This window comes from Brevundimonas sp., assembly GCF_029945885.1.
GTDB lineage: Bacteria > Pseudomonadota > Alphaproteobacteria > Caulobacterales > Caulobacteraceae > Brevundimonas.
Genome location: NZ_JAQSDK010000013.1, coordinates 171,036 through 193,626, shown reverse-complemented (window position 1 = coordinate 193,626; position 22,591 = coordinate 171,036). Strand labels below are relative to the sequence as shown.

Annotated in this window: 23 protein-coding genes; 16 read left to right on the top strand and 7 right to left on the bottom strand. The window is 68.1% G+C overall.

All coding sequences use genetic code 11. The features are described 5' to 3' along the window. The coding region (locus PSV00_RS07535) for a hypothetical protein (RefSeq protein ID WP_300445899.1) at positions 1-259 on the bottom strand (259 nt) is incomplete at its 3' end. A 165-nt stretch (positions 260-424) separates the two neighbouring features. Here PSV00_RS07535 and fliI point away from each other — a divergent pair. From fliI to PSV00_RS07520, 3 genes are read left to right on the top strand one after another with little or no spacing between them, the layout of a single operon-like run. Continuing rightward, on the top strand, positions 425-1,765 hold the full coding sequence (gene fliI, locus PSV00_RS07530; RefSeq protein WP_300445898.1) for a flagellar protein export ATPase FliI: 1,341 nt from the start codon (positions 425-427) through the stop codon (positions 1,763-1,765). A gap of 13 nt (positions 1,766-1,778) precedes the next feature. After that, the gene (locus PSV00_RS07525) at positions 1,779-2,189 is read left to right on the top strand and encodes a flagellar FliJ family protein (protein ID WP_300445897.1); all 411 of its coding nucleotides are present in this window, start codon (positions 1,779-1,781) and stop codon (positions 2,187-2,189) included. Between the two features lies 1 nt (position 2,190). Then, positions 2,191-3,255 (top strand): endo-1,4-beta-xylanase, encoded by a 1,065-nt coding sequence (locus PSV00_RS07520; protein WP_300445896.1) that lies wholly within the window; start codon positions 2,191-2,193, stop codon positions 3,253-3,255. A 74-nt stretch (positions 3,256-3,329) separates the two neighbouring features. Here the strand turns inward: PSV00_RS07520 and ctrA are convergent, their stop codons facing one another. After that, positions 3,330-4,043 carry a response regulator transcription factor CtrA gene (gene ctrA, locus PSV00_RS07515; protein ID WP_300445895.1) on the bottom strand — a complete coding sequence of 238 codons (714 nt, stop codon included), beginning with the start codon at positions 4,041-4,043 and terminating at the stop codon, positions 3,330-3,332. A 349-nt stretch (positions 4,044-4,392) separates the two neighbouring features. Here ctrA and PSV00_RS07510 point away from each other — a divergent pair, with 349 nt between their 5' ends. After that, positions 4,393-4,749, top strand: coding sequence for a helix-turn-helix domain-containing protein (locus PSV00_RS07510; RefSeq protein ID WP_300445894.1), 357 nt, complete (start codon positions 4,393-4,395; stop codon positions 4,747-4,749). Next, positions 4,746-5,480: a DUF6456 domain-containing protein gene (locus PSV00_RS07505; protein ID WP_300445893.1), complete on the top strand. Its 735-nt coding sequence runs from the start codon at positions 4,746-4,748 to the stop codon at positions 5,478-5,480. Before PSV00_RS07510 ends, PSV00_RS07505 begins: the two co-directional genes overlap by 4 nt. Here the strand turns inward: PSV00_RS07505 and PSV00_RS07500 are convergent. Next, positions 5,470-5,907, bottom strand: coding sequence for a SufE family protein (locus PSV00_RS07500; protein ID WP_300445892.1), 438 nt, complete (start codon positions 5,905-5,907; stop codon positions 5,470-5,472). The genes PSV00_RS07505 and PSV00_RS07500 overlap by 11 nt on opposite strands. A 188-nt stretch (positions 5,908-6,095) precedes the next feature. Between PSV00_RS07500 and PSV00_RS07495 the strand changes: the two genes are divergently transcribed. After that, a complete protein-coding gene (locus PSV00_RS07495; protein WP_300445891.1) occupies positions 6,096-7,811 on the top strand; it encodes a HAMP domain-containing sensor histidine kinase in 1,716 nt (571 codons plus the stop codon). 17 nt (positions 7,812-7,828) lie between these two features. Here the strand turns inward: PSV00_RS07495 and PSV00_RS07490 are convergent, their stop codons facing one another. Next, positions 7,829-8,668 carry a hypothetical protein gene (locus PSV00_RS07490; protein WP_300445890.1) on the bottom strand — a complete coding sequence of 280 codons (840 nt, stop codon included), beginning with the start codon at positions 8,666-8,668 and terminating at the stop codon, positions 7,829-7,831. Between the two features lie 95 nt (positions 8,669-8,763). Here PSV00_RS07490 and PSV00_RS07485 point away from each other — a divergent pair, with 95 nt between their 5' ends. The 4 genes from PSV00_RS07485 to PSV00_RS07470 all read left to right on the top strand — a co-directional run bounded on the left by PSV00_RS07485 (position 8,764) and on the right by PSV00_RS07470 (position 12,962). After that, the gene (locus tag PSV00_RS07485) at positions 8,764-9,099 is read left to right on the top strand and encodes a DUF1491 family protein (protein WP_300445889.1); all 336 of its coding nucleotides are present in this window, start codon (positions 8,764-8,766) and stop codon (positions 9,097-9,099) included. A 118-nt stretch (positions 9,100-9,217) separates the two neighbouring features. Beyond that, the gene (locus PSV00_RS07480) at positions 9,218-9,598 is read left to right on the top strand and encodes a hypothetical protein (RefSeq protein WP_300445888.1); all 381 of its coding nucleotides are present in this window, start codon (positions 9,218-9,220) and stop codon (positions 9,596-9,598) included. Positions 9,599-9,676: 78 nt separating this feature from the next. Then, the gene (locus tag PSV00_RS07475; protein WP_300445887.1) at positions 9,677-11,245 is read left to right on the top strand and encodes a DUF1570 domain-containing protein; all 1,569 of its coding nucleotides are present in this window, start codon (positions 9,677-9,679) and stop codon (positions 11,243-11,245) included. Between the two features lie 82 nt (positions 11,246-11,327). Further along, the gene (locus PSV00_RS07470) at positions 11,328-12,962 is read left to right on the top strand and encodes a peptide chain release factor 3 (protein ID WP_300445886.1); all 1,635 of its coding nucleotides are present in this window, start codon (positions 11,328-11,330) and stop codon (positions 12,960-12,962) included. On the opposite strand, the gene PSV00_RS07465 is transcribed toward PSV00_RS07470, so the two are convergent. Next, a complete protein-coding gene (locus PSV00_RS07465) occupies positions 12,959-13,333 on the bottom strand; it encodes a hypothetical protein (protein ID WP_300445885.1) in 375 nt (124 codons plus the stop codon). The two genes, PSV00_RS07470 and PSV00_RS07465, sit on opposite strands and share 4 nt — an antisense overlap. Positions 13,334-13,551: 218 nt before the next feature. On the opposite strand from PSV00_RS07465, the gene PSV00_RS07460 reads away from it, so the two are divergent. Then, positions 13,552-14,802 carry a hypothetical protein gene (locus tag PSV00_RS07460; RefSeq protein WP_300445884.1) on the top strand — a complete coding sequence of 417 codons (1,251 nt, stop codon included), beginning with the start codon at positions 13,552-13,554 and terminating at the stop codon, positions 14,800-14,802. A 7-nt stretch (positions 14,803-14,809) separates the two neighbouring features. On the opposite strand, the gene cysQ is transcribed toward PSV00_RS07460, so the two are convergent. Continuing rightward, a complete protein-coding gene (gene cysQ / locus PSV00_RS07455) occupies positions 14,810-15,598 on the bottom strand; it encodes a 3'(2'),5'-bisphosphate nucleotidase CysQ (protein ID WP_300445883.1) in 789 nt (262 codons plus the stop codon). Between the two features lie 91 nt (positions 15,599-15,689). On the opposite strand from cysQ, the gene chpT reads away from it, so the two are divergent. The 4 genes from chpT (at position 15,690) to PSV00_RS07435 (ending at position 19,612) form a co-directional block, all read left to right on the top strand. Continuing rightward, positions 15,690-16,349: a histidine phosphotransferase ChpT gene (gene chpT, locus PSV00_RS07450; protein WP_300445882.1), complete on the top strand. Its 660-nt coding sequence runs from the start codon at positions 15,690-15,692 to the stop codon at positions 16,347-16,349. Between the two features lie 110 nt (positions 16,350-16,459). After that, complete coding sequence (locus tag PSV00_RS07445) at positions 16,460-16,831, top strand: response regulator (protein WP_300445881.1); 372 nt, start codon at positions 16,460-16,462, stop codon at positions 16,829-16,831. A gap of 4 nt (positions 16,832-16,835) precedes the next feature. Next, a complete protein-coding gene (locus tag PSV00_RS07440; RefSeq protein ID WP_300445880.1) occupies positions 16,836-17,651 on the top strand; it encodes a protein-glutamate O-methyltransferase CheR in 816 nt (271 codons plus the stop codon). A gap of 68 nt (positions 17,652-17,719) precedes the next feature. Next, positions 17,720-19,612, top strand: a complete 1,893-nt coding sequence (locus PSV00_RS07435; protein WP_300445879.1) for a M20/M25/M40 family metallo-hydrolase — start codon at positions 17,720-17,722, stop codon at positions 19,610-19,612. 7 nt (positions 19,613-19,619) lie between these two features. Here the strand turns inward: PSV00_RS07435 and PSV00_RS07430 are convergent, their stop codons facing one another. Then, positions 19,620-21,167 carry a bifunctional GNAT family N-acetyltransferase/carbon-nitrogen hydrolase family protein gene (locus PSV00_RS07430; protein ID WP_300445878.1) on the bottom strand — a complete coding sequence of 516 codons (1,548 nt, stop codon included), beginning with the start codon at positions 21,165-21,167 and terminating at the stop codon, positions 19,620-19,622. A 270-nt stretch (positions 21,168-21,437) separates the two neighbouring features. Here PSV00_RS07430 and pip point away from each other — a divergent pair, with 270 nt between their 5' ends. After that, positions 21,438-22,529 (top strand): prolyl aminopeptidase, encoded by a 1,092-nt coding sequence (pip, locus tag PSV00_RS07425; RefSeq protein ID WP_300445877.1) that lies wholly within the window; start codon positions 21,438-21,440, stop codon positions 22,527-22,529. Positions 22,530-22,591 lie beyond the last annotated feature (62 nt).

Genomic DNA, 22,591 nt, shown 5'->3' with positions numbered 1-22,591 from the left:
GACCCTGGCCGACCCGGTCGGTCGAGTCATTGTCGCTCTGGCCGGTCATGTTGCGACCCTGGCCGACCCGGTCGGTCGGGTCATTGTCGCTCTGGCCGGTCATGTTGCGGCCCTGGCCGACCGGATCATTGGGATCGTTATCAGATTGCTGGGTCGGTGATCCGGCCCAGGCCACACCGGCCACGCTGGCCAGGGCACTGCCCGCCAGTCCCGTCCCGACGACACGTTCAAGGAACGACCGCCTGTTAAAATCCGCCATGACCTTACCCCTCCAGGATTGACCGCCTGAACACCACCGCTGAGTGACCAACGTTCCGCAGTGCTCTCCTGCTGTCAAGGAGATCGTGCCCTGGAGATCGCCCCCTTCACCCGGCGTTAACCACGATGGCTCAATCGTTAACGGGCTGATCCGGGGTCTCTGTTCTTGCGCAATCTTGTCGCCGCCATCGAAGCGATCGACCCGCTGGTCGTGACCGGCAAGGTCGCGGGCGTCAGCGGCCTGCTGATCGAATCCCGGGGCGGGCTGTCGCGCCTCGCGGTCGGGGCCCGGGCCGAGATCGGGCGGCGCGGCCAGTCGCCCCTGCCGGCCGAGGTCGTCGGCTTTCGCGATTCCAAGGCCCTGCTGATGCCGTTCGGCCCGGTCGAGGGCGTCGCCCCCGGGGCCGACATCCACATCATCGGCCAGGCCGCCTCGGTTCGCCCCACCACCGCCTGGCTCGGCCGGATCATCGACGCCTTCGGCGACCCGATCGACGGCAAGGGCCCCCTGCCCGTGGGTCCGGCCGCCTATCCGCTGCGGGCCCCGCCGCCCCCGGCCCATGCCCGCGGCCGGGTCGGCGAACGCCTCGACCTCGGCGTCCGCGCGATGGATGTCTTCACCACCACCTGCCGCGGCCAGCGCCTCGGCATCTTCGCCGGGTCCGGCGTCGGCAAGTCGGTGCTGCTGTCGATGCTCGCCCGACAGGCGACCTGCGATGCCGTCGTCGTCGGCCTGATCGGCGAACGCGGTCGTGAGGTGCGGGAATTCATCGAGGAGACCCTCGGCGAGGAGGGGCTGCGACGCGCCATCGTCGTCGTCGCCACCTCGGACGAACCGGCCCTGAAGCGTCGCCAGGCCGCCTATATGACCATGGCCGTCGCCGAATTCCTGCGCGACCAGGATCTCGAGGTCCTGTGCCTGATGGATTCCGTCACCCGCTTCGCCATGGCCCAGCGCGAAATCGGTCTCGCCGCGGGTGAGCCCCCGACGACCAAGGGCTATACGCCGACCGTCTTCTCCGAACTGCCCAAACTGCTGGAGCGGGCGGGTCCCGGGCCGATCCGTCCGGACGGCACCACTGCCGCCCCGATCACCGCCATGTTCACCGTCCTGGTGGACGGCGGCGACCATGACGAACCGATCGCCGACGCCGTGCGCGGGATTCTGGACGGCCATATCGTGATGGACCGCAAGATCGCCGAGCGTGGCCGTTTTCCCGCGATCGACGTGCTCAAATCGGTCAGCCGGACCCTGCCGGCCTGCCAGACCCCGCCCGAGCGCGAACTGAACAAGCGCGCCCGCCAGTGCCTCAGTGCCTACGCCAATATGGAAGAGCTGATCCGCATCGGGGCCTATCGCACCGGGGCCGATCCCATCGTCGACCGATCCATCGCCCTGAACCCCGCCCTCGAGGCCTTCCTGGGCCAGGACAAGGACGAGACGACGCGAATGTCGGATTCCTTTGACCGTCTGGAAACTATTCTGAACCAAGGAATGGTTGAGTGACCGGAGTAAACCAATGACTGCCTGGGCCCATTCGCTGATCCGCATCTCGAACTATGAGGTCGAGACCCTTCAGAAACGGCTGGCCGAGATCACGGCCCGGCGCGCCTCCGCCGAGATGCGCATCGCCGTGCTGGACGCCGAGGTCGAGATTGAGCGGGAACAGTCGCGCGGCGACGCCGACGCCGCCATGCTGCTCCAGGCCTATCTCGACGGCTGGAAGATGCGGCGCAGCGCCGCCCTCGCCGTGGTCCAGACGCTGGACCTCGAGGAGGAAGGGGCCCGTGACGCCCTGACCGGGGCCTTCGAGGAGCTGAAGAAGTTCGAACACGTCGCCGAGACCACCCGGCTCAACGCCGTCCTCGCCGCCGGCCGACGTGAAACCGCCGCCTTCGACGAACTGGGCCTGAGACGGCGCGCGGGCTGATATGAACCGGCGGGCCCTGCTGACCTCCCTGGCCCTGGCCCCCGTGATCGGCGGCTGCCGGCGAATGGCCGTTGCCGGAACCCCGCCGCCCGACCTCCCACCGCTCCGGACCATCACGCCGGGGGCTTTCGGCACCTGCGTGCAGGTCGCCAACCTGAGCGATCCCGCCTGGCTGGACCTGGCCCGTACCCACGTCTCCCAGCTCACGCCCGAGTGGGAGATGAAGATGGAATACATCCTGGCCGACGGCCTGGGCCGTCCCCGCCTCGACCGCGCCGACCGCATCGCCGCATTCGCCCACGACAACGGCATGGCCCTGCATGGCCACACCCTGATCTGGTACGCCCAGGGCCAGGAGGCGTTCGCCGGCCTGGACAACGCCGCCTTTGACCGGGCCTTCGATGGCTATATCGCCACCGTCGCCGGCCGCTATCGCGGCAAGGTCCGAAGCTGGGACGTGGTCAATGAGCCCATCCTCGACGACGGCTCCGGCCTGCGTGACTGCCACTGGAGCCGGCGCTATGGCCAGGACGGCTATATCCTGCGGGCCTTTGAAAAGGCCCGGATCGCCGATCCTGACGCCGTCCTGTTCCTGAACGAATACAATCTCGAAGGCATACCGGCCAAGGGCAACCAGTTCCTGCGCCTGGTCGAGCGTCTGCTGCGGGCCGGCTGCCCGCTGCAGGGCCTCGGGACCCAGTCCCACCTGTGGATCGACATACCCGACGGTCAGATCGCCGCCTTCATCCATGAACTCTCGCAGTTCGGCCTGCCCATCCATGTCTCGGAGCTGGATGTGAGCCTGCGCACGGGCGACCGACCGGATCTGCGCGGTCAGCAGGAGCGTCTGGTCCGCCAGACCGCCCGGGTTACCGAACTGGCCGAGGCCTACAGCGGCCTGCCCCCGGCCCAGCAGTTCGCCTTCACCACCTGGGGCCTTCGCGACACCGACAGCTGGTTCCGCCGCGACGACAAGGACGACGGCAAGGACCGCCCCCTGCCGTTTGACGCTTTCGGACAGCCGAACCCCATGGCCCGGGCCCTGGCCGCGGCCTTCCGGGCCTAGCCCCCCGGCCCGGACAGCAAAACGCCCGCCGGAGCGATCCGGCGGGCGTTTTATGTTTGGGCTTTAAGACCGGATCAGGCGGCTTCGCTGGCCGGGACCGGGGCCGAGCTTTCCGACGGATCACGCAGCACATAGCCGCGGCCCCAGACGGTCTCGATGTAATGTTTGCCGCCCGCCGCCGTCGCCAGCTTCTTGCGCAGCTTGCAGATGAAGACGTCGATGATCTTCAGCTCGGGCTCGTCCATGCCGCCGTACAGGTGGTTCAGGAACATTTCCTTGGTCAGGGTCGTACCCTTGCGGAGCGAAAGCAGCTCCAGCATCTGGTATTCCTTGCCCGTCAGATGGACGCGGTGACCGTGCACCTCGACCGTCTTGCCATCCAGGTTCACGGCGATCTCGCCGGTGTGGATGATGGCCTGGGCGTGCCCCTTGGAGCGACGGACCACGGCATGGGTGCGCGCGATCAGCTCGTCCTTGTGGAAGGGCTTGGTCATATAGTCGTCGGCCCCGCCGCCGAAGGTCTTGACCTTGGTCTCGATCTCGCTCGAGCCCGACAGGATCATCACCGGCGTATTGACCTTGCCGACGCGCAGCTGGCGCAGGACTTCAAGGCCGTTCATGTCGGGAAGGTTGAGGTCAAGCAGGATCAGATCGTAGTCATAGATCTTGCCCAGATCGATGCCCTCTTCGCCGAGGTCCGTCGTGTAGACGTTAAACCCTTCGGACTTGAGCATCAGTTCGATGCTCTGGGCCGTTGCGTGATCGTCTTCGATAAGCAGAACGCGCATTCGTGCCCCTCCAGGCAAAGCTTGATATCGGTTCGGACCCCGCGATTGCGGTAACCTTGTTCGGGAGTTAACCGGCCAAAACCTTAAGAAGGGTTAACGTCACCCCATTGAGGCGAATCGTAGGCTGATTTGCGAATCGACGTCGAGGCCCGCGAGTCAAGGGAACGTCGTTTTTTCGCCCGCACCCCGACCCGTCAGTGTCCGGCAGGCTTCATCGGCAATCCCGGGGCCGATATCCGGGCGCACCCGCCCTGCGACCGGAGCTGGCGTGGGCTAGGACTATATTCCCACGTTCAAGCGGAATCCTCATGTTGTCGGGGTTTCGGGCATCCGTAACGGAGCGTGGGTGGTGACGGAAGACTACAGGGTGCCGGTCGCGGAGACCGACCGGATCAGGGCGGCCCTGGCGGTTCAGCTGATCGCCGCGGCGACCGGCGTATCGGCGGAACGGATGTGCGCCCGACGACATCGGGGCAGTCGCGCCTGCCGCGCACGCTGGCTGGCCCTCTATCTGGCCCACATCGCCTTCGGCTGGCCGCTGGAGCGCGTCGGCCACGCTTTCGGCCTCAACCGGGCCACCGTGTCTGCGGCCTGCCGCTGGGCCGAGGACGAGCGCGATCGTCCGGCCCTGGACGTGTGGCTCGACCGACTGGAAGCCTGCGCCCGCGACATCTGTGACGCGCCCGCCTGTGACCTGCCGACATGACCGCGCGGCTGGAACGCGCCCGGCGATTGCTGGTCCGCGCGGGGGCCTGGCTGGACGCCGACGGCGACACCTATGTCCTGCGACTCGGCGGGGACAGGCGCGCCCGTGTCACCCTGAGGCTGACCGAAGCCGGGTTTCGCGCCCTGATCACCGATCCCGGCCTGCGCCTGCGTCACGGCGGTGGCTGGTGTGCCCGTGCCGCCGTCACTCCGCCCCCGGGGCCCGAGGCGGGGCGTCCCGGCTGGATCGAGGGCGAACGCACGATGATACTGTCCGACGGCCGACTGGTCCGCCACCGGGCCAATCTGGGCGAGTCGGCCCTCGCCTGGCTGGCGCGGCGCACGGACCCGGCGGGTCGACCATGGCTGACCCCGGTCGAATTCGCCGCCGGCGAGCGTCTGCGCGCCGAGGCCGAACTGGCCCTGCGCGGCGCGTCGTTGACGATGCGCTGGGACGCCCTGCCGCGCTCCGGTGGTGGCAGCGCCGCCCGTGCCGAACCCCCGGATCGCGCCATGGCCGCCGCACGCCGGGTCGAGGCGGCCCTCCAGGCCTGTGCCCCCGACTCCAGACCCATGGTCGATCGCATCTGCGTGCGGCAACTGGGGCTGCAATCTGCCGAGGTCGAACTGGGCCTGCGCCGACGCCAGGGCCGCACCCTGCTGAAGCAGGGCCTCCAGGCTCTGGCCGCCCACTACGGGCTCGAAAGCTCCCGCGCGCCGATCAGTCGCTAGCCGTGGCGGCCAGAGCCGCCGCGCGGATCCGCCCGACCATGTTGTTCAGTCCGTTGGCGCGTTGCCGCGTAAGCGCCTGCGGCAGGCCCAGACGATCGAGGGCCGCCCGCGCATCAAAAGTCAGGATTTCGCCGGGCGTACGCCCCGAATACAGCTGCAGTAGAAGAGCGATATTGCCCTTGGACAGGGCACTGTCGGAATCGGCGGAGAAGACGAGCCGCTCGCCCTCCTGCCGCTGGCTCAGCCACACCTGGGCGGCGCAGCCGGGGACCTTGTTGGCTTCGATCCGGTCGGCCTCGGGCAGGGGGTCCAGATCCTTGCCCAGGTCGATGACATAGCCGATCCGCTCCTCCCAGTCGCCGAGCAGGTCGAACGACTCGACCAGTTCGGCCAGGGTGTCGTCGATCGTCGGCGTGAGGTCGGTCATGGTCGCCAGATAGGCCGACGGCGCATTAACGACAACCTCGCGAGTGGTCCCCAGACAATTCGGATCATGCACGGCCGGCAGTCGCCTGAAACGGGTGCGGCCTTTTGGTGAATCGCCGGGGAGGCTAGTCTGTCTTGACCTAGCTTCTGCCCTGCGGTGCCCCGCCCCCGCTCAATCCCGGACCCCGTTTGACGCCTCCCGACCATCATGACGGATCGCCCGGCGTTCCCTCGGTCGCGAGGGACCTGCCGGCACTGGCTGCCTGGCATGCGGCCTGGGCTGTAACCGCAGCCCTGCTGGCCCTGGGCGGACGCTGGTTCGGCGGGCTCGACGGCTCCGCCTTCTACGCCGTTGTGGTCATGGTCATACCCGGTATCGCCGGCCTTGGCCTGCTGGCCCGCGACGGCGATCGCGAACGCCTGACAAGCCTGGTGGTCTGGAGCCTGGCCAGTGCGGTGGCCGCCGCCCTGTCGGGTGGTCTGTCCGGTGCCCTCGCCGGTTTCACCTTCATGCCCCTGGCCGTCGGTCTGGCCATGGGCGGTCAGAAACGGGCCCAGGCCGGCCTGATCGGCGTCGTTCTCGCGGTCGGCGTCGGGGCACTTTCGGCCCGGTTCGCGGGCCCCTGGACGTCCGAGCCCCTGGCCGCGGCCCTCTCGACCCTGATGGTGGTTGCCGCCACGGCGCTCGGCCTGCGCCTGTCGTGGCGCACCGCCGAGGCGCGTCTGATCGCGGCCGAGTCGGCCGTGACCCGGGTCGAGGCCCTTTTGTCGCGTCAACCCGGCCTGACCCTGGTGCTGGAACCCTCCGGCCGGGTGCTGGCGGCCTATGGCGCGCCGCCCCCCGCCCTGCCGGTCGATCCCCTGTTCGCCCAGGGCCTGATCGCCGCGGTGCACGCCCCGGACCGGCCCACCGTCCTGTCGGCGATGGAAAGCGCATTGGCCGGAACGGAAGCCGCCATCCTGTTCGCACCACGCCTGGCCCTGGACCGGCGCGTGACCCTGATCCTGCGCCGGTTTGACGATGCCGGAACGGTGCCCGTCGGCGGGGTCCCCCGACTGATCGTCCAGGCCTTTGACGCCACCAACCAGTATGCCCGGGAACTGGGGCTCGAGACCGCGCGCAACGAGGCCGAGAGCCAGAACGCGGGCAAGAGCCGGTTCCTCGCCAATATGAGTCACGAACTGCGGACACCCCTGAACGCCGTGATCGGTTTCTCGGACATCATGCGCCAGCGCCTGTTCGGCCCCCTGCCCGAAAAATACGCTGAATACGCCGACTCCATCCATGAAGCCGGCGGCCATCTGCTCGACCTGATCAATGATGTGCTCGATGTGTCCAAGATCGAGGCCCACCGCTACCCGCTGTCCGTCGAACGCTTCGATGCCCGCGAGGTGGTCTCGGCCGGAATCGCCCTGGTTCGGCTGTCGGCGAACGACAAGACCGTCGATCTGGCCGGGGTCCTGCCGGACGAGCCGATCGAGGTGTCCGCCGACCGCCGGGCCCTGAAGCAGATCATGCTCAACCTGCTGTCGAACGCGATCAAATTCACGCCCGCCCGCGGCTCGGTGACGGTCACGCTGGAGGCCATCGGCCCCTATCTCGAGATCATCGTCGCCGACACCGGCGTCGGCGTGGCCCCGGCTGACCTGAAACGGCTGGGCCGTCCGTTCGAACAGGCCGGCGATGCCGACCAGCGCGCCCAGGGCACCGGCCTCGGTCTGTCGCTGGTGCGGGCCCTGGCCGAATTGCATGGCGGCCGGATGACGATTGAAAGCACACTCGGTGAAGGGACGGCGGTGACCGTCCGGCTGCCCGTCGTTGTCGCCGGCCGTGCGCCGGTTCCACCCGGCGGGGCCGAAATCATTCCCCTCGTCGCCGACCCGTCCCGGACCGTCGACGCCTGATCAGGCCGGCCCTGACGTCAGGTGGCCTGTCCGCCCAGCGGTCCCAGCGAGAGGAAGGCCCGACCGGCCGCAAAATCCCCGGCCTCGAACACGGCCCGGGCGACGCTGTCGTCACGGAACAGGAATTCGATGGCGAAGGCTTCGCGCGGATCCAGCTGCTCCAGCGCCAGCGCGGCATCAGTCGGGAAACGCCAGGCCTCACCCGCCTGTTTTCCGGTGACCAGCAGGCCCGGCTCGGCATTGCCGAAAGACACCGCCCAGAACCCGCGTCGCACCGAGGTCGGCGGCAGATCGGATGTCCCGCCCAGCCAGGCCCGGGGTGCGCGCCGGGGATCACGCAGCACGATCCGGGCGGCGTAGGGCCGCGGGCGACCGACGAAGGAAACCACGGCCGTCAGACGGTCACTGACCTCCCCGGCCGTATAGCCGAGGGTCACGGGCGAGGCCCCGGTCACCGAGGCTTGGGTCAGGGTCCAGCTGGCTCCCGTCGCCGGCACGCGGTTGGCAATCCAGCTGGCGCGCACGCCGGGGAATTCCATCCGTGGCAGCCGGGCCCAGCCCGCGAAGGCATGCTCGACCCTCTGCCGGACGGTGGTCAATTCCGGATCGCCGCAGGCGACGCGTCCGGCGCGGCTCAGCGCACGGTCAGCGGCGGCCCGAAGCTCGACCTCGCTCGTCCCTGCACGCAGGGCGGCACTTCGGGCCTGCTGGGTCGCCGCGGACAGGGCGGCGGCGACATCCGGCTGGAACAGGTCACAACGGGCATCAGCGGCCAGCACGAAGCTGCGCTCGTAATAGGGGGCCGTCGGCTGGGCCAGGGCGACCCCCGGGGCCACGACCAGCGCCATCGCGAGCATTACAGCTTTGGCGGTTGGGTGTTGAAAGCCTATCGTCATCTGACCGACCCTATGCCCAACGCGTTCCGGTCTGGTTTCCGAGCAGGGTTATCAAATTGCTTCTGTCGAGCGACCTCTGGGTCTCCGCCCTGATCCGCCGCGCTGAACTGGGCGGGGCCTTCGCCACCGTGGTCCGCCGCGGCGACGAACGGGCGGGCACGGTGGTGGTCAAGGCCTTCGACACCCGCACCCGGCGCGCGCGCCTCTATACAGAAGCGTTCGGTCAGAACGGCGATCGTCTCTGGATCCAGCCGGTGACCAGTGAGGTCGAGTCCGAACTGGATGCCTATATCCAGCGTCAGATCGCCTATGACAGCGACCTCTGGGTTGTTGAGATCGAGGATCGCGACGGCCGCCATTTCATCACCGAGACAGTCGCTGACGAGACATGAACGGGTCGTCGGTCTGGTCGTAAAGGCTTAACCGCGTTCGTGAACCGGGCCGCAAGTGGTCCGCGCCTAGGGTCGGCTCAACGGATGGAAACACGTCCGGTGATGGTGAGTTTGCTCTATGCTGTTTCTGCTGAACGACGCTGTTTTCGACCTCGACGAGACCTGCCCGGTCACGGCCAGGGACGCGCGTCGCTTCGAGAAGCTGGGACTCGACTATGTCCTGGAACTCGGCTGCGAACTGTTTTCCGAAGACCCGCTCCTGCACCGAAATGATCCGGTCCGGGCCCGCCGTCTGGCCTGGATGATCGCCGACCGCAGCCCCGAGGTGAACGCCGCCATGTTCGCCGCCCCGGCGCAAAACTGCGCCCCGGAACTGGTCGAGCCGCGCTTCTGTGCCCTGCCCAAAGCCATTCTGCGCCAGCTCAGCCAGCGCGACGCCCGTGGCAAACTCGACGCCGTCGCGGCCGACCGCGTCGTTTGGAACCGCATGGCCGCCTGATTTCCGAATTCCTCAATAGCAAGACCCGGCGCGGCATGGCACGCTGCAACCCATAAGTGTCTCTTGGGGGGTCTGTTCATGCTGGCGTATCGCCGCCTCGTCCTGCTTGCAGCGGTCGCCGTGGTCCTGGCCCTGTCAGGCGGATCACCGGCCCTTGCCGAATGGCACCGGGCTGAAAGTCCGAAATTCATCGTCTATTCGAACGGACGCGAAGCGGCCCTGCGCGAATATGTGCAGAAGCTCGAGACCTATGACTACATCATGAGGGTCCGGCTTGGTCTGCCGATCGATGAATTGCCGGACCGGAAATTCCCGATCTATCTGGTCAACGGGCGGCGCGACCTGCTGAGGGTGCATCCCGACAGCGGCGAGAATGTCGTCGGCACCTATTTCCCGTCGGAAGAGGATATTTTCGCCGTCGCCATCCGCGGCGAGGGCGACGACACCCTGCTGCACGAATACGCCCACCACTTCATGTTCCAGAACTCTCATGCCGTCTATCCGGGCTGGCTGACCGAGGGCTTCGCCGAATATTTCATGACCGCGGATATCCGGGCCGAACAGGTGGTCATCGGGGGTTACAACGAGAATCGCATCTACTGGCTTCAGAGCTCCAGCTGGATCCCGCTGGAAGAACTGCTGTCCAAACGCCCGCATGAAGTGCGCCGTGGCAGCTATCGGGAGACCTACTATCCCGTCGCCTGGTTGCTGACCCACTGGCTGATGGGCACGCCCGAACGTCGGGCCGTCCTGGCCGCCTATCTCTCCGACGTCGGCGACGGCGGCGATCCGGTCGAGGCGATGGAGCGGGCGTCGGGCCAGTCCCTGGCCGAACTGACCCGGACCCTGCGAAGCTATTTCAACGGTCGCGTGCCCATGACCCGCTACGGACAGCAGTTCGCCCGGGCAGACATTACCGTCACCGTCCTGCCCCGGTCCGCCGACGACCTGATCCTCCTGGGCCAGCGCCTGAAGGTCGGCGTCGCGGAAGACGAGCGCGGGGACACCGCCGAGGCCGTCCGTCGGGCGGCAGCGGCCTATCCCGACGACAGTTTCGCCCAGCTCCAGCTCGGCCATGCCGAACTGCATTTCGGCGACCCCGGGGTGGGTGAAGCCATACTGGCCCGCCTGCTCGAGCGGGAACCCGACAACGTCGAGGCGCTCCACCTGCTGGCCTCCAACGAACAGCGAAAAGCCCGCGACACCGATAACGATGCCCTGCCCTACGAAAACGCCGCGCGGCGATATCTGGGTCGCGCCTTCCGGGCGGATGAATCGAGCTATCTGACCTATATCATGCTGGGCGAAATGCAGTCCTACGGCTGGGACGGCCCGTCGGAAAACGACGTGGCGACCTGGCAGCTCGCCTTCCAGATCGCCCCCCAACTGGCCCAGACCCGGCTGGGCTATGCCCAGGTCCTGCTGATGTCGGGAGAGGCGGCACAGGCCGAAACCCTGCTGGTTCCGCTGGCCAATGCCCCGCACGGCGGCGGCGCAGCCGAAGCCGCCCAGCATCTGCTCGAGCGGATCCGGGCCGGCGACCGCACGCTGGACGCCGCCGATATGGAGGCCGTCAGCCTCGACGATCCCGACGGGGCCGAAGCGGAACCGAACGCGACCGGTCCGGCACCTGATGACGATGCGTGACCCGTGTCCGGCGGGGCGACCGGATCACCCCGCCAACACCGGCGAGTGACTTCCGTCGCCTGACGCGCTACCTCCCGCCGCCATGTCGAAACTCTCTCTCGCCGAGGAGGCCGGTCGTCGCCGGACCTTCGCCATCATCGCCCACCCCGATGCGGGCAAGACCACCCTGACCGAGCATATCCTGCTCGCGGGCGGGGCCATCCGTGCCGCCGGGGCCGTGCGCGCGCGCGGCGAGAACCGCCGCACCCAGTCCGACTGGATGAAGATCGAGAAGGAGCGCGGCATCTCCGTCTCCGCCTCGGTGATGACGTTCGAGCACGACGGCAAGATGTTCAACCTGCTCGATACGCCCGGGCATGAGGACTTTTCGGAAGACACCTATCGCACCCTGACCGCCGCCGACTGCGCCATCATGGTGCTGGACGCCGCCAAGGGCATCGAGCCCCAGACCCTGAAACTGTTCGAGGTCTGCCGCCTGCGCGACATCCCGATCATCACCTTCATCAACAAGCTGGACCGCGAAGCCCAGGACCCGATGGCCCTGCTGGACGAGATCGCCTCCAGGCTGCAGCTCGATCCGGCCCCGATCTGGTGGCCGGCGCAGAGCGGCAACCGCCTGCGCGGCATGGTCGAGATGGGCACCGGGCGGTTCCAGCCCTACGCCCGCAAGGTACCCGGCGCGGTCGTGGACGAACCCCACCCGGACGCCCTGCCCCTGGCTGAAGCCGAAAGATATTTCGAGCCGGGCGAGCATCAGGAGATGCTGGACGCGGCCGAACTGGTCACCGGCGGCTATCCGGCCTTCAACCGCCAGTCCTTTCTTGAGGGTCATATGACCCCCGTGCTGTGGGGCTCGGCCCTGCGTCATTTCGGTATCGAGGAACTGCTGGCCGCCATCGGCGACTGGGCCCCGCCGCCCAAGACGATGAAGGCCCGCAAATACGGAGCCCTGGCCGGGGCCCGCAACGCGCCCGAGCCGGTCGAGATCGTGGTCGAACCGGGCGCGCCCGAGGTCACCGGCTTCGTTTTCAAGGTCCAGGCCAATATGGACCCCAACCACCGTGACCGTATCGCCATGTTCCGCATGGCCTCGGGCAAATTCACCCGCGGCATGAAGCTCAAGGTCCAGAACACCGCCAAACAGCTGTCGGTGAACGCCCCGATCATGTTCTTCGCCTCGGACCGGGAACTGGCCGAGGATGCCTATGCCGGCGACGTCATCGGCATTCCCAACCACGGCGTGCTGCGCGTCGGCGACAGCCTGTCGGAAAGCGGCCTGATCCGCTTCGCCGGCCTGCCGAATTTCGCGCCCGAGATCCTGCAGCGGGTGCGGGTCAAGGACCCGCTCAAGGCCAAACACCTGCGCAAGGCCCTGGACGGTCTGGCCGAGGAAGGGGTTACCCAGCTCTTCCGCCCGGAAATGGGATCGGACTTCATCGTCGGGGCCGTCGGCCAGCTTCAGTTCGAGGTCATGGCCGACCGGCTGGGCGAGGAATACGGCCTCGACGTCATCTTCGAACCCTCCCCCTGGGCCGAGGCCCGCTGGCTGGGCGGCGACAAGGCCGACCTCGAGGATTTCATGGGCAAATACCGCCCGCAGATGGCGCGTGACATCGACGACGACGCAGTGTTCCTCGCCAAGTCGAGCTGGGAAACCGGCTATGTCAGCGAACGCTTCCCCAAACTGGCCTTCACGAAGACGAAGGAACGGGGCTAGCCCCCGGCGCGGTGACGCTCCAGCAGGGCGATCGCCGCCTCGGGCGTCGGGGCGCACAGATGACGTCGTCGCACGAATTCGAAATCCATCGCCCGCGCCCAGGTCCCCAGGTTCGGATCGGTCGAAACGAAGATGGTGAAAGTGTCGCCCGGCGGCGGGTTTGTGAAAGCCCGGGCGACCTGGCTGATGTCCTCGACACTGACATCACCGAGGGCCCGCCGGACATCATGGATCCAGTCCCAGCCGACCAGCTCCGGCCGCCGCTGCACCATGTCCACGATGATTCGTGTGGCCGCCTGCCCGCTTCTGCCGTCAGGAGAGGTAAGCAGCACACGCTGGTTCGCCTCGTCGATGATCGCACCGAGCCCCATTTACCTACCCCAGACCCCGGAAACTGCGGGCAGGCTAGCACGCTCGCCGCCGCGTGCCAGTCGGGACGGTGTCGCAATCGCCATGCCCGTCAGACGGCGGTAATCCCGGGGAACGGGACCGCGTTTGAGCGGTTTCTCAATCGCGGCGCTGGGTTTGCTGGGTAGAGGCCGGGACGGCGTTCGCAGTCCCGAAGCGGGACGACGGAGTCATTGGCCGCATGTTCGAGTTCGGCAGGGATCTGAGAAAACTGTTCGCCCAGGCGCGGGAAAGCGACGACCTGGGCTGGATCGAGCTGATCGGTGCCGATCTGGTGCGCGGCGAGGCGCGCCAGCAGTCAATCGACGCCGGTCGGGTATCCTGCACCCACCCGTTCGACGCCGGGCTGCGCGCCTGCGCCCTGTGGCGCGAACATGCCCGCCGCACCGGGTTCGGCGACAGTCTTGACCGCGCCCGCAAGGCCGCCTCCGAAGCGGTCCGAACCGCTGCCGGTGCCGATCAGGCCGCACGGGCGGCGATTGAGACCGCCCATGTGCTGATGCTGGAATTCGACCTGAATGGCGGCGTGGCGGCCTTGACCCGGGCCGTCGCCGGCATTGATGCCCTTGGCCGGGTAAACCGCCCCGAAACCGCACGCGCCGCGGCCGTCATCCATGCCCGCCTGAAGGCCCGGCAGGCCCGGCTGTCGAGTGATAACGCCGCCCTGCTCGACGCCACCGCCCTGCTCGATGCCGCCCTGCATGACCTCGGTCCCCGCGCCGGAGCCGCCGCAGACGAGGCCCGCCTCGACCGGGCCGCCCTCGCCCTCGAGGCGGGGGTTGCCCGCTGCGACGCCCGCCTGCTTGACCAGGCCGGCCGGGATCTGCGCGACCTGGTCGAGCAGGCCGCGCCCGAATATCGCCCCCTGACCCGCGCGCGCGCCCTCGCCCTGTGCGGCGTTGGCATGAAGCTGCTGGCGGCCATGGCCGGTGACGCCGCCGTCATGCGACAGGGCCAGGCCATGTTTGAGGCCGCCGCCGATCAGTTCACCGTCGACCACAGCCCGCTGGACTGGGTGGCCATCCAGATCGTCCGCGCCGACGATCGTGCGTCCCTCGTGGCCCTGGCCCAGGCCCAGGTCCTGACAGAAGGTGGCGGTCTGATCCTCGGAGCCCTCGCGCGTGAAGCCCGCTTCGCCCTCGAGACCGCCGCCGCCGAGTCTGCGGCCGACCTGAAGACCCTGTCAGCCTTGCGCGCGCGTCTGTGCCGCCGCCTGGGTGACCGGTCCGGCCGTCAGACACCGCTCGACTGGGCTGCCGACCAGATCGCCATCGCCCGGGTCAATATCGCCCTGGGTCGCCTGACCGGTCTTGAGGCCGTCTGTCTCGACATGACGCTGGTCGAGGCCGCTGCGACAGCCCGGGAACTGGGTGTGACCGCCCTGGCCGCCCGCGCCGAGGGCCTGATCGCCGGCCGCGCCGTCCGGGTCTGACCGGACCTCAGCCGCCGAGGGCGACGAACGGTCCGTTGAGGAATTTCGGCTTGCCGTACCGCAGGCGCTGGCCGTCACCGCCCAGCACCCGGCCGCCGGCCGCCTCAAGCACCGCCTGGCCCGCCGCCGTATCCCATTCCGAGGTCGGGCCGGTGCGCGGATAGGCATCGAAGCGCCCCTCGGCGATCAGGCAGAATTTCAACGACGAATCCATGCCCTGCCATTGCGGACACCCGTGGCGCGCGGCGAGGCGATCGGCCTCGTCATCGGTCATGCTGTGGCTCAGCAGGGCCATCGGCGTCGCTGGCCGGTCGCGCACCCGCACCGTCTGCCAGGGCTCACCGAAACGCCGGCGCAGGACGCCTGCGTCCCGTCCCGCCGCGGCGCACCAGGTCGTCGCCGTGGCCGGGGCCACCACCACGCCGGCCACCGGAACACCGTCGTGGATCAGGGCGATGTTGACCGTGAAGGTCTCCCGCCCCGCCACAAAGCCCCGCGTGCCGTCCAGCGGATCGATCAGCCAGAACCAGTCCTCCGCCCGGTCCGGGGCCCCATCAGCCGCCACGGCCTCCTCGGCCACGGTCTGGATGCCGGGATAGAGCGCCGCCAGCCGGGTCAGGATCAGGACTTCGGCGGCGCGGTCGGCCTCGGTTACCGGGCTGGCGTCGGCCTTGGTCTCGACGGCCGTGTCATTGCGCCAGTAGGGCAGGATAAGACGGGCGGCGTCCTCGGCGATGTCGGAGATCGCCTCGGCCAGGGCACCGGAGGCGAGGTCGGCTTGCAGGGTTTCGGTCATTTGACCCCTCGATAGCCGATCGCGCCGGTTTCACGAACCGGCAAATCACGTCAGCCTGCAGGAACGCCGTCCACGCAGGTTCAGGATACAGATGACCGTCAACGACACCGCCGCCGACCTCCCCGTCGATGGGCAGGAACTGGCCACCTATGTCGCGGCCAAGCTGTGCCACGACTTCATCAGTCCGGCCGGGGCCATCGCCTCCGGCCTCGACCTGCTGGCCGACCCCTCGGCCCAGGACATGCGCGATGACGCCATGGGACTGATCGCCCAGAGCGCGAAGAAACTGGTCAATCTCGTCCATTTCGCCCGGGTCGCCTTCGGGGCTGCCACCACCAGCGAGCGGTTTTCCGAACCGGAGTTGCACCGGCTCGTCGCCGGTATGATCGAGGGTGGACGGGCGACGATGGACTGGCGGGTGGATACCGGCGATTTCGGCAAGCCGGCCGCCCGGGCCCTCATCAACCTTGCCTATCTGACGGTCGGTGCCCTGCCCTCGGGCGGCGTGGCGACGATCACGACCCGACGCGAGGGGGATATCGTCGTCATGGATGGCTCGGCCGTCGGAGCCCGCGCCCGTCTGAAGCCCGAGGCCACGACCGGTCTCGCCGGTGAGCGGCTCAGCGAAGGCCTGGCCGGCCAGTGGATCCAGCCCTACTGGCTGTGGCTGACGGTCACAGGGGCCGGCGGCAGCCTCGTCGTCGAGGTCGAGGAGGGCACGGTCCGCCTGACCGCGCGAATGCCCGCCTGAGGACTATGGATAAGAGAGCTTAACGGGCTTTCCCAACACCTCGTTAACCGCCCATCGGCGATCATGCAGCCGAACCGCGGCCACCTGTCCCGCCACCATGGAAACCAGCATTGTCCCTCAAGACCTGTCTCATCGTCGATGACAGCCGGATCATCCGCAAGGTGGCCCGACGGATCGTCGAGGGCCTGGGTTTCGAGGTCGACGAGGCCGCCGACGGCTCCGAGGCCCTTGCCTTCTGCAACAGCATCATGCCGGACGTCGTCCTGCTGGACTGGAGCATGCCGGTCATGGATGGCCTGACCTTCCTGCGACGCCTGCGGGCCATGTCCGGCGGCACCGTGCCCAAGGTGCTGTTCTGCACCATCGAGACCCGCGCCGCCCGCATCGCCGAAGCCCTGTCCGCCGGCGCGGACGACTATGTGATGAAGCCGTTCGACGGCGAGATTCTCCAGTCCAAATTCGCCGAGGTGGGGGCCGTTTGAACCGATGACGTCGGACGACTTCGATCGCCTGCAGTCGCTGATGGCCTCCCGGGCCGGCTTCCGGCTGTCCCGCGACCGGCTGCATCTGGCCGAGCATCGCCTCGGCCCGGTCGCCCGCCGCGAGGGGTTCGACTCCGTCGACCTGATGCTTGCGGCCCTGTGGGAGAAGCCCGTCGCCTCGCTCGGATGGGCCGTGATCGAAGCCCTGCTCAACTCCGAGACCTGGTTCCGGCGCGATCGCACCACCTTCGACATCTTCGCCGACGAACTTCTGCCGGCCCTGACCAAGGCCCGGCCCGGCGGCCATGTCCGCCTGTGGTCGGCCGGCTGCGCCAGCGGCCAGGAGCCCTACTCTCTCGCGATGGCGGCGCTCGAGGCCGGGGCCTCGGTCGAGATCGTCGCCACCGATCTGTCGCAGAAGGCCCTCGATAAGGCCCGTAGCGGCTCCTACACTGGCTTCGAGATTCAAAGGGGCCTTCGGGCCCATACGATGCTGCGCTGGTTCGAACCGTTCGACGAGACCTGGGTCGCCCGGCCTGAACTGCGCTCGGCCGTGCAGTTCTCCCGCGCCAACCTGCTGGACGAACCGGTCGGTGAGGCCCGTTTCGACGTCATTCTCTGCCGCCACGTCCTGACCGATGTGGAGCCCGCCCGCCGGGGCCAGGTCATCGACGGACTCGAGCGCCAGCTGGTTGACGACGGCTGCCTGTTCCTCGGACCGGACGAGACCCTCGACGGCGACACCCTCGCCTTCCGCCCGGTTCATGGCCGCAAGGGTCTGTTCGTCAAATCCCCGGCCAGCCTGCGCCGCGCCGCCTGACGGTTGACGGCCTTGAACAATCCGGACGGTTGCCCCCTAGTGTGACCTTCCGATCGGGAGTGACCACCATGCGCCTCGTCTGGCTATCCGGCTCACTGGTCCTGGCCCTTCTGCTCGCGGTCATCACCCTGCAGACGCCGCGCCCGGTCGGAGCCGACGCGCCCGCCACGGCCTTTTCGACGGCCCGGGCCATGGTCGACGTGCGCGAGATCGCCCAGCGGCCGCATCCGCTGGGCTCGGCCGACCACATCCGGGTCCGGGACTATCTGTTCGGGCGGATGACCAGCCTGGGCCTCTTGCCGGCACGGTTCGAGGGGCCGCTGTCGCCGGCGTCGATCCGGCGGTCGGAACGCCTCGGCCAGAACCCCGCCGGGGTCGGCTACACTGCCGTCAACCTCGTCGGCATCCTGCCCGGACGCGACCCGGCCGCCCCGGCCGTTCTGCTAATGGCCCACTATGACACCGTCCCCGGCTCGCCGGGTGCCGCCGACGACAGCGCCGGAGTCGCCTCGGTGCTCGAGGCCGTCCGCGCCATCCGCGCCCGCGGCCTCGCCGACCGCACCCTGGTGGTCCTGTTCACCGACGCCGAGGAACTGAGTCTCGACGGGGCCCGCATCTTCTTCGGCGGCCATCCGCTGCGCGACCGCATCGGTGCCGTGGTCAATCTCGAGGCCCGCGGTGGTGGGGGTCGGGCTATGATGTTCGAAACGGCCCCCGGCAATGCCCAGACCATTCGCCTGTTCGCCCGGGCGGCCAGTCGGGCGACCGGCGGACCCGCGAGCAGTTCGCTGGGCGTCTTCGTCTACGAACGGATGCCGAACGGCACCGACTTCACCATCACCCGGGCGCGCGGCATACCCGGCGTCAATTTCGCCTTCATCGGGCGACCGGAACAGTATCATTCCGCCGCCGCCATCCCGACCGCCCTTGACCAGGGCAGCGTCCAGCATATCGGCTCCCAGGCTCTCGAATCGGCCGACGCCCTGCTGCGCGCCCCGGCCCTGCCGGTCGCGGACGGCAACCTCGTCTATTCCGACATCCTGGGCTGGTTCGTGCTGATGCATGCCCCGGCGACCGGCTGGCTGCTGTTGGCCCTGACCGCAGCCCTCGGCGGCCTTGCCGCCTGGCGGATCGGTCGCCGCAGCGTGCTGAGTCCGGCCGACATCGGACGCGGTGCCCTCGACGGCCTGTGGTTCCTCGCCACGGCGGTTGTCCTGGCCCAGGCTGTCCGGGTCATCGCCGGCCCGATGACCGCACGGGCGACGTCGGCCGACGTCTACTACACCCTGCTGGCCCGCTTGCCCTGGATGGAGGCCGCCACGGCCCTGACCGTCCTGGCCGTCGGCCTGGTGCTTCTGGCCGGGCGTGACCGGATCGACCGGCGCGGAGTCGCGGCCGTGATCGCCCTGGCCACGGTCGGGGCCCTGGTCCTAGGCGGCTTCAGTATCGTGGTGCTGGTGATGGCCCTGCTGGCCATCGGCCTGACCCTGGTACCCGGCCTGGCGTCGCGCACGGTCTGGGGCGGCTGGCTGGGCCTGATCGCTCTGACCCTCGGACTCGGCCTGATCGTCCAGACCATCGCGCCCGAGGCCGCCCTTGTCTTCGTCTGGCCGGGCCTGCTGGCGGCGGCAGCGGCAGCGATCACCGCCTTCTCCGGTCCCGGACTGGATCGTCCCGCCGGACTGGCCCCGTCAGCAGTCGCCGGTGTCCTGGGCGGGGCCTGGCTGATCGGCCTCGGTCATTTCGTCTTCCTCGGGGTCGGCATGGACCTGCCCGGAGCCATGGCCCTGATCGGCCTGCTGGTTCTGATGCTGGTCCGGCCCCTCGCCCCGGCCCCGGGCCTGACCCGGGCCGTCCTCGTCGCGGCCGCCGCGGGTCTGCTGATCGCCGGCGGAGTCGCGGCGGCGGGCCGCTGGGCCGAGCCGACCGCCTCGTCGGTGACCCGCGCCGCCGCCGACTGACCCCGTCTCAGCCGCCGTCGGCCCACACCGTCTTGTACAGGTCAAAGCGGCGGTCACGCAGGTTGCGCACCGTGCCCTGCGACTTGGCCCAGGCCAGGTCCGACAGGTCGAGGTCGGCCACGGTCACCGTCTCGACGTTCTCGCTGGCCTCGGCCGCCACCCCGTCGCGCGCGAACGGGAAGTCGCACGGCGTCAGGATGCAGGACTGGGCATACTGGATGTCCATGTTCTCGACGTTCGGCAGGTTACCGACATTGCCCGACAGGACGACGTAGCACTGGTTCTCGATCGCCCGCGCCTGCGAGCAGTACCGCACCCGCAGATAGCCCTGCCGGTTGTCGGTGCAGAACGGCACGAACAGCATCCGCGCGCCCTCGTCGACCAGCCGCCGCGCCAGTTCCGGGAATTCGGAATCGTAGCAGATCAGCACCCCGATCGGACCGCAGTCGGTCGGGATGGCGTGCACCGCGTCGCCGCCCTTGATGTTCCACCAGTGACGCTCGTTCGGCGTCGGATGGATCTTCTCCTGGGCGTGGACCGACCCGTCGCGCAGGAAGACATACGCAACATTTTGTATATCGCCGTCGTCGGCCTGGGTCGGGTGCGATCCGCCGATGATGTTGATGTTGTACTCGACCGCCATCTTCTGCATCGCCTCGACGAAGCGCGGCGTGTAGCGGGTCAGGTGTTCGATCGACTCCGCCGGCGTCAGCTTTTTCGGTTCCAGCGACAGCAGTTGCAGGGTGAACAGCTCCGGGAACACGACGAAGTCCGAGCGATAGTCCGAGGTCACATCGACGAAATATTCGACGTTGGAGATGAACTCCTCGAAGCTCGACACCTTGCGCGCCTGCAGCTGGACCGTAGCCACCCGCACCGTCTCCTTGGTGGCGAAGGCCGCGCCCTTGCCGTGGCTCTCCACATAATAGGGATTGCGCCAGACCATATGGGCGGCGGTGCCCATCGAGGCGGCGTCGGACTTCAGATAACCCTCCAGAATCCCGATCGGCTCGAAGCCCGACCGCAGGTGGAAGCCGATCACCGGATCGTTCAGCTTGCGGGCCGTCACCGCATCCAGATACTCAAGCGCCGTCGGATAGGTGGCCTTGCGCCGCAACCGGCCCGGCATCCGCCCGCCGAACACGATCCCCTTCAGGTTCTGGGCCTCGCACAGGTCGCGACGCGCGTCATACAGGCGCTGGCCGATGCGCAGCCGACGACGATCAGGGTCGACGCAGACCTCCATGCCGTAGAACCAGTCGCCGACCGGATCGTGCCGCGCCGCATAGCCGCCGCCGGTGATCTCGGTCCAGGTGTGCGGTGCCATGGCCGTCGCCTCGTCGATGCGGAAGCCGGCGGCATAGCCGACGATCTCACCCTCGTACTCGACCACGAACTGGCCGTCGTGGAAGGCGGCGATCTGGCCGCGCAACATGCCCTGGGTATAGGGCGGAATGTCCTTGTAGACCTTGATCACAAGGTCATTGATGGCCGCCACATCCGTCAGGCGGGCGTTGCGGATGGTCAGGACGGCGGGTTTGGCTGTTTTGGTCATAGGCTCTGAACGCACAGCGACACTTGGGGATCAATACTTTCGGCCGTGGTGGGGTGGGTCATTTTCGCGGAAGCCCCATCCATGGCGGCCCGAATCCGGATCGCGGGAGCGATTGATCGCCGTTCTGCCGGATACACGCCGCTGCCCGGACGTTCAGACCCCGGGAGACGGCGGTGCCACACTCTTCCACGACAGGCAGCAAAGCCGGCCCGGCGTCGGAAACTAAAATGATAACGTGAAACTCCGACCGCCCTTTCAGAGGACTAGGCCATGGATTTCTCCAGACTTCAGACTGTCAGCAAGGTCTCTGATGAATGGTCCTACCCTCAGAAGGACGCGCGCATCTCGGGGCTTCTGCCTGTCGATCGCGCGCCGGATCACACCCTGTACTGGGAGGAATACGGCAATCCGGACGGCGAACCCGTGCTGTTTCTGCACGGGGGGCCGGGCGGCACCTGCTCGCCCGTTCTCTCGCGGTTTTTCGATCCGGCGCGATACCGTGTGATCCTGTTCGACCAGCGCGGATGCGGCAAGAGCCGTCCCACCGTCGCCGGCGCGGGCCCTGAAGTCGCCCTGGTGAAGAACACGACGGACGACCTCGTCGCCGACATCAATCGCCTGCGGCAGGCCCTGAACATCACCGGCAAGATGCATCTCTTTGGCGGCAGCTGGGGCAGCACCCTGGCGCTCGTCTACGCCATCCGGCACCCCGACGCCGTGGCGTCCCTGATCCTCAGGGGCATCTTCCTCGGTGAACGTGACGACCTGCTTTACATGTACCAGGGCAATGCCGAGACCTGGGCGGACCGTCCTTACGCTCTCACGCGGCCCGGCAGCTATGTCGCCTATCCGGATGAGTGGAAGGCCTTCGTGGAGATCATCCCGCCCGGAGATCGTTCGGACATGATGGCGGCCTACAAGGCGATCTTCGACCGGACCACCCTTGGCGAGGCCGATCGCGCGGTGCAGCGGGCCGCCGCGGTGGCCTGGTCAGTCTGGGAAGGCACCATCTCCTACACGGTGCCGCCGGCCGCCGATCCCGGACAGAACGCCGAAGCGGACTTCGCCCTGAGCTTCGCCCAGATCGAGGCCCACTATTTCGCCAACGACCTCTTCATCGAACCGGACTACGTGCTGAAGCATGTCGACCGGCTGGCCGGCATCGCCATCCACATCGTCCACGGTCGCTTCGACCAGGTCACTCCGCTCGCGCAGGCGTCCGCCCTGGTCGCGGCGCTGGAGGCGGCCGGATCGCCGGCCCGGACCTTCATCAAGACCAATGCCGGGCATAGCGCCCTCGAAGCCGAGACGGTCATCGCCCTGACCGCGGTCATGGACGGCCTCGACCGTCTGGACGGCTAGAGCGTTCGAACACCACCGACGCCCCTCATCCGGGTTCCGGGAACGGTGGGCCGATACGTCCA

Bases quoted from the DNA above. Each gene is read 5' to 3' on its own strand.
- PSV00_RS07440 (WP_300445880.1), top strand. From the start codon at position 16,836: ATGACGTCGGACGACTTCGATCGCCTGCAGTCGCTGATGGCCTCCCGG.
- PSV00_RS07520 (WP_300445896.1), top strand. From the start codon at position 2,191: ATGAACCGGCGGGCCCTGCTGACCTCCCTGGCCCTGGCCCCCGTGATC.
- PSV00_RS07500 (WP_300445892.1), bottom strand. From the start codon at position 5,907: ATGACCGACCTCACGCCGACGATCGACGACACCCTGGCCGAACTGGTC.
- ctrA (WP_300445895.1), bottom strand. From the start codon at position 4,043: ATGCGCGTTCTGCTTATCGAAGACGATCACGCAACGGCCCAGAGCATC.
- PSV00_RS07525 (WP_300445897.1), top strand. From the start codon at position 1,779: ATGACTGCCTGGGCCCATTCGCTGATCCGCATCTCGAACTATGAGGTC.
- PSV00_RS07435 (WP_300445879.1), top strand. From the start codon at position 17,720: ATGCGCCTCGTCTGGCTATCCGGCTCACTGGTCCTGGCCCTTCTGCTC.
- PSV00_RS07490 (WP_300445890.1), bottom strand. From the start codon at position 8,668: ATGCTCGCGATGGCGCTGGTCGTGGCCCCGGGGGTCGCCCTGGCCCAG.
- PSV00_RS07475 (WP_300445887.1), top strand. From the start codon at position 9,677: ATGCTGGCGTATCGCCGCCTCGTCCTGCTTGCAGCGGTCGCCGTGGTC.
- PSV00_RS07505 (WP_300445893.1), top strand. From the start codon at position 4,746: ATGACCGCGCGGCTGGAACGCGCCCGGCGATTGCTGGTCCGCGCGGGG.
- chpT (WP_300445882.1), top strand. From the start codon at position 15,690: ATGACCGTCAACGACACCGCCGCCGACCTCCCCGTCGATGGGCAGGAA.
- PSV00_RS07470 (WP_300445886.1), top strand. From the start codon at position 11,328: ATGTCGAAACTCTCTCTCGCCGAGGAGGCCGGTCGTCGCCGGACCTTC.
- PSV00_RS07465 (WP_300445885.1), bottom strand. From the start codon at position 13,333: ATGGGGCTCGGTGCGATCATCGACGAGGCGAACCAGCGTGTGCTGCTT.
- PSV00_RS07460 (WP_300445884.1), top strand. From the start codon at position 13,552: ATGTTCGAGTTCGGCAGGGATCTGAGAAAACTGTTCGCCCAGGCGCGG.
- cysQ (WP_300445883.1), bottom strand. From the start codon at position 15,598: ATGACCGAAACCCTGCAAGCCGACCTCGCCTCCGGTGCCCTGGCCGAG.
- pip (WP_300445877.1), top strand. From the start codon at position 21,438: ATGGATTTCTCCAGACTTCAGACTGTCAGCAAGGTCTCTGATGAATGG.
- PSV00_RS07430 (WP_300445878.1), bottom strand. From the start codon at position 21,167: ATGACCAAAACAGCCAAACCCGCCGTCCTGACCATCCGCAACGCCCGC.
- PSV00_RS07480 (WP_300445888.1), top strand. From the start codon at position 9,218: ATGCTGTTTCTGCTGAACGACGCTGTTTTCGACCTCGACGAGACCTGC.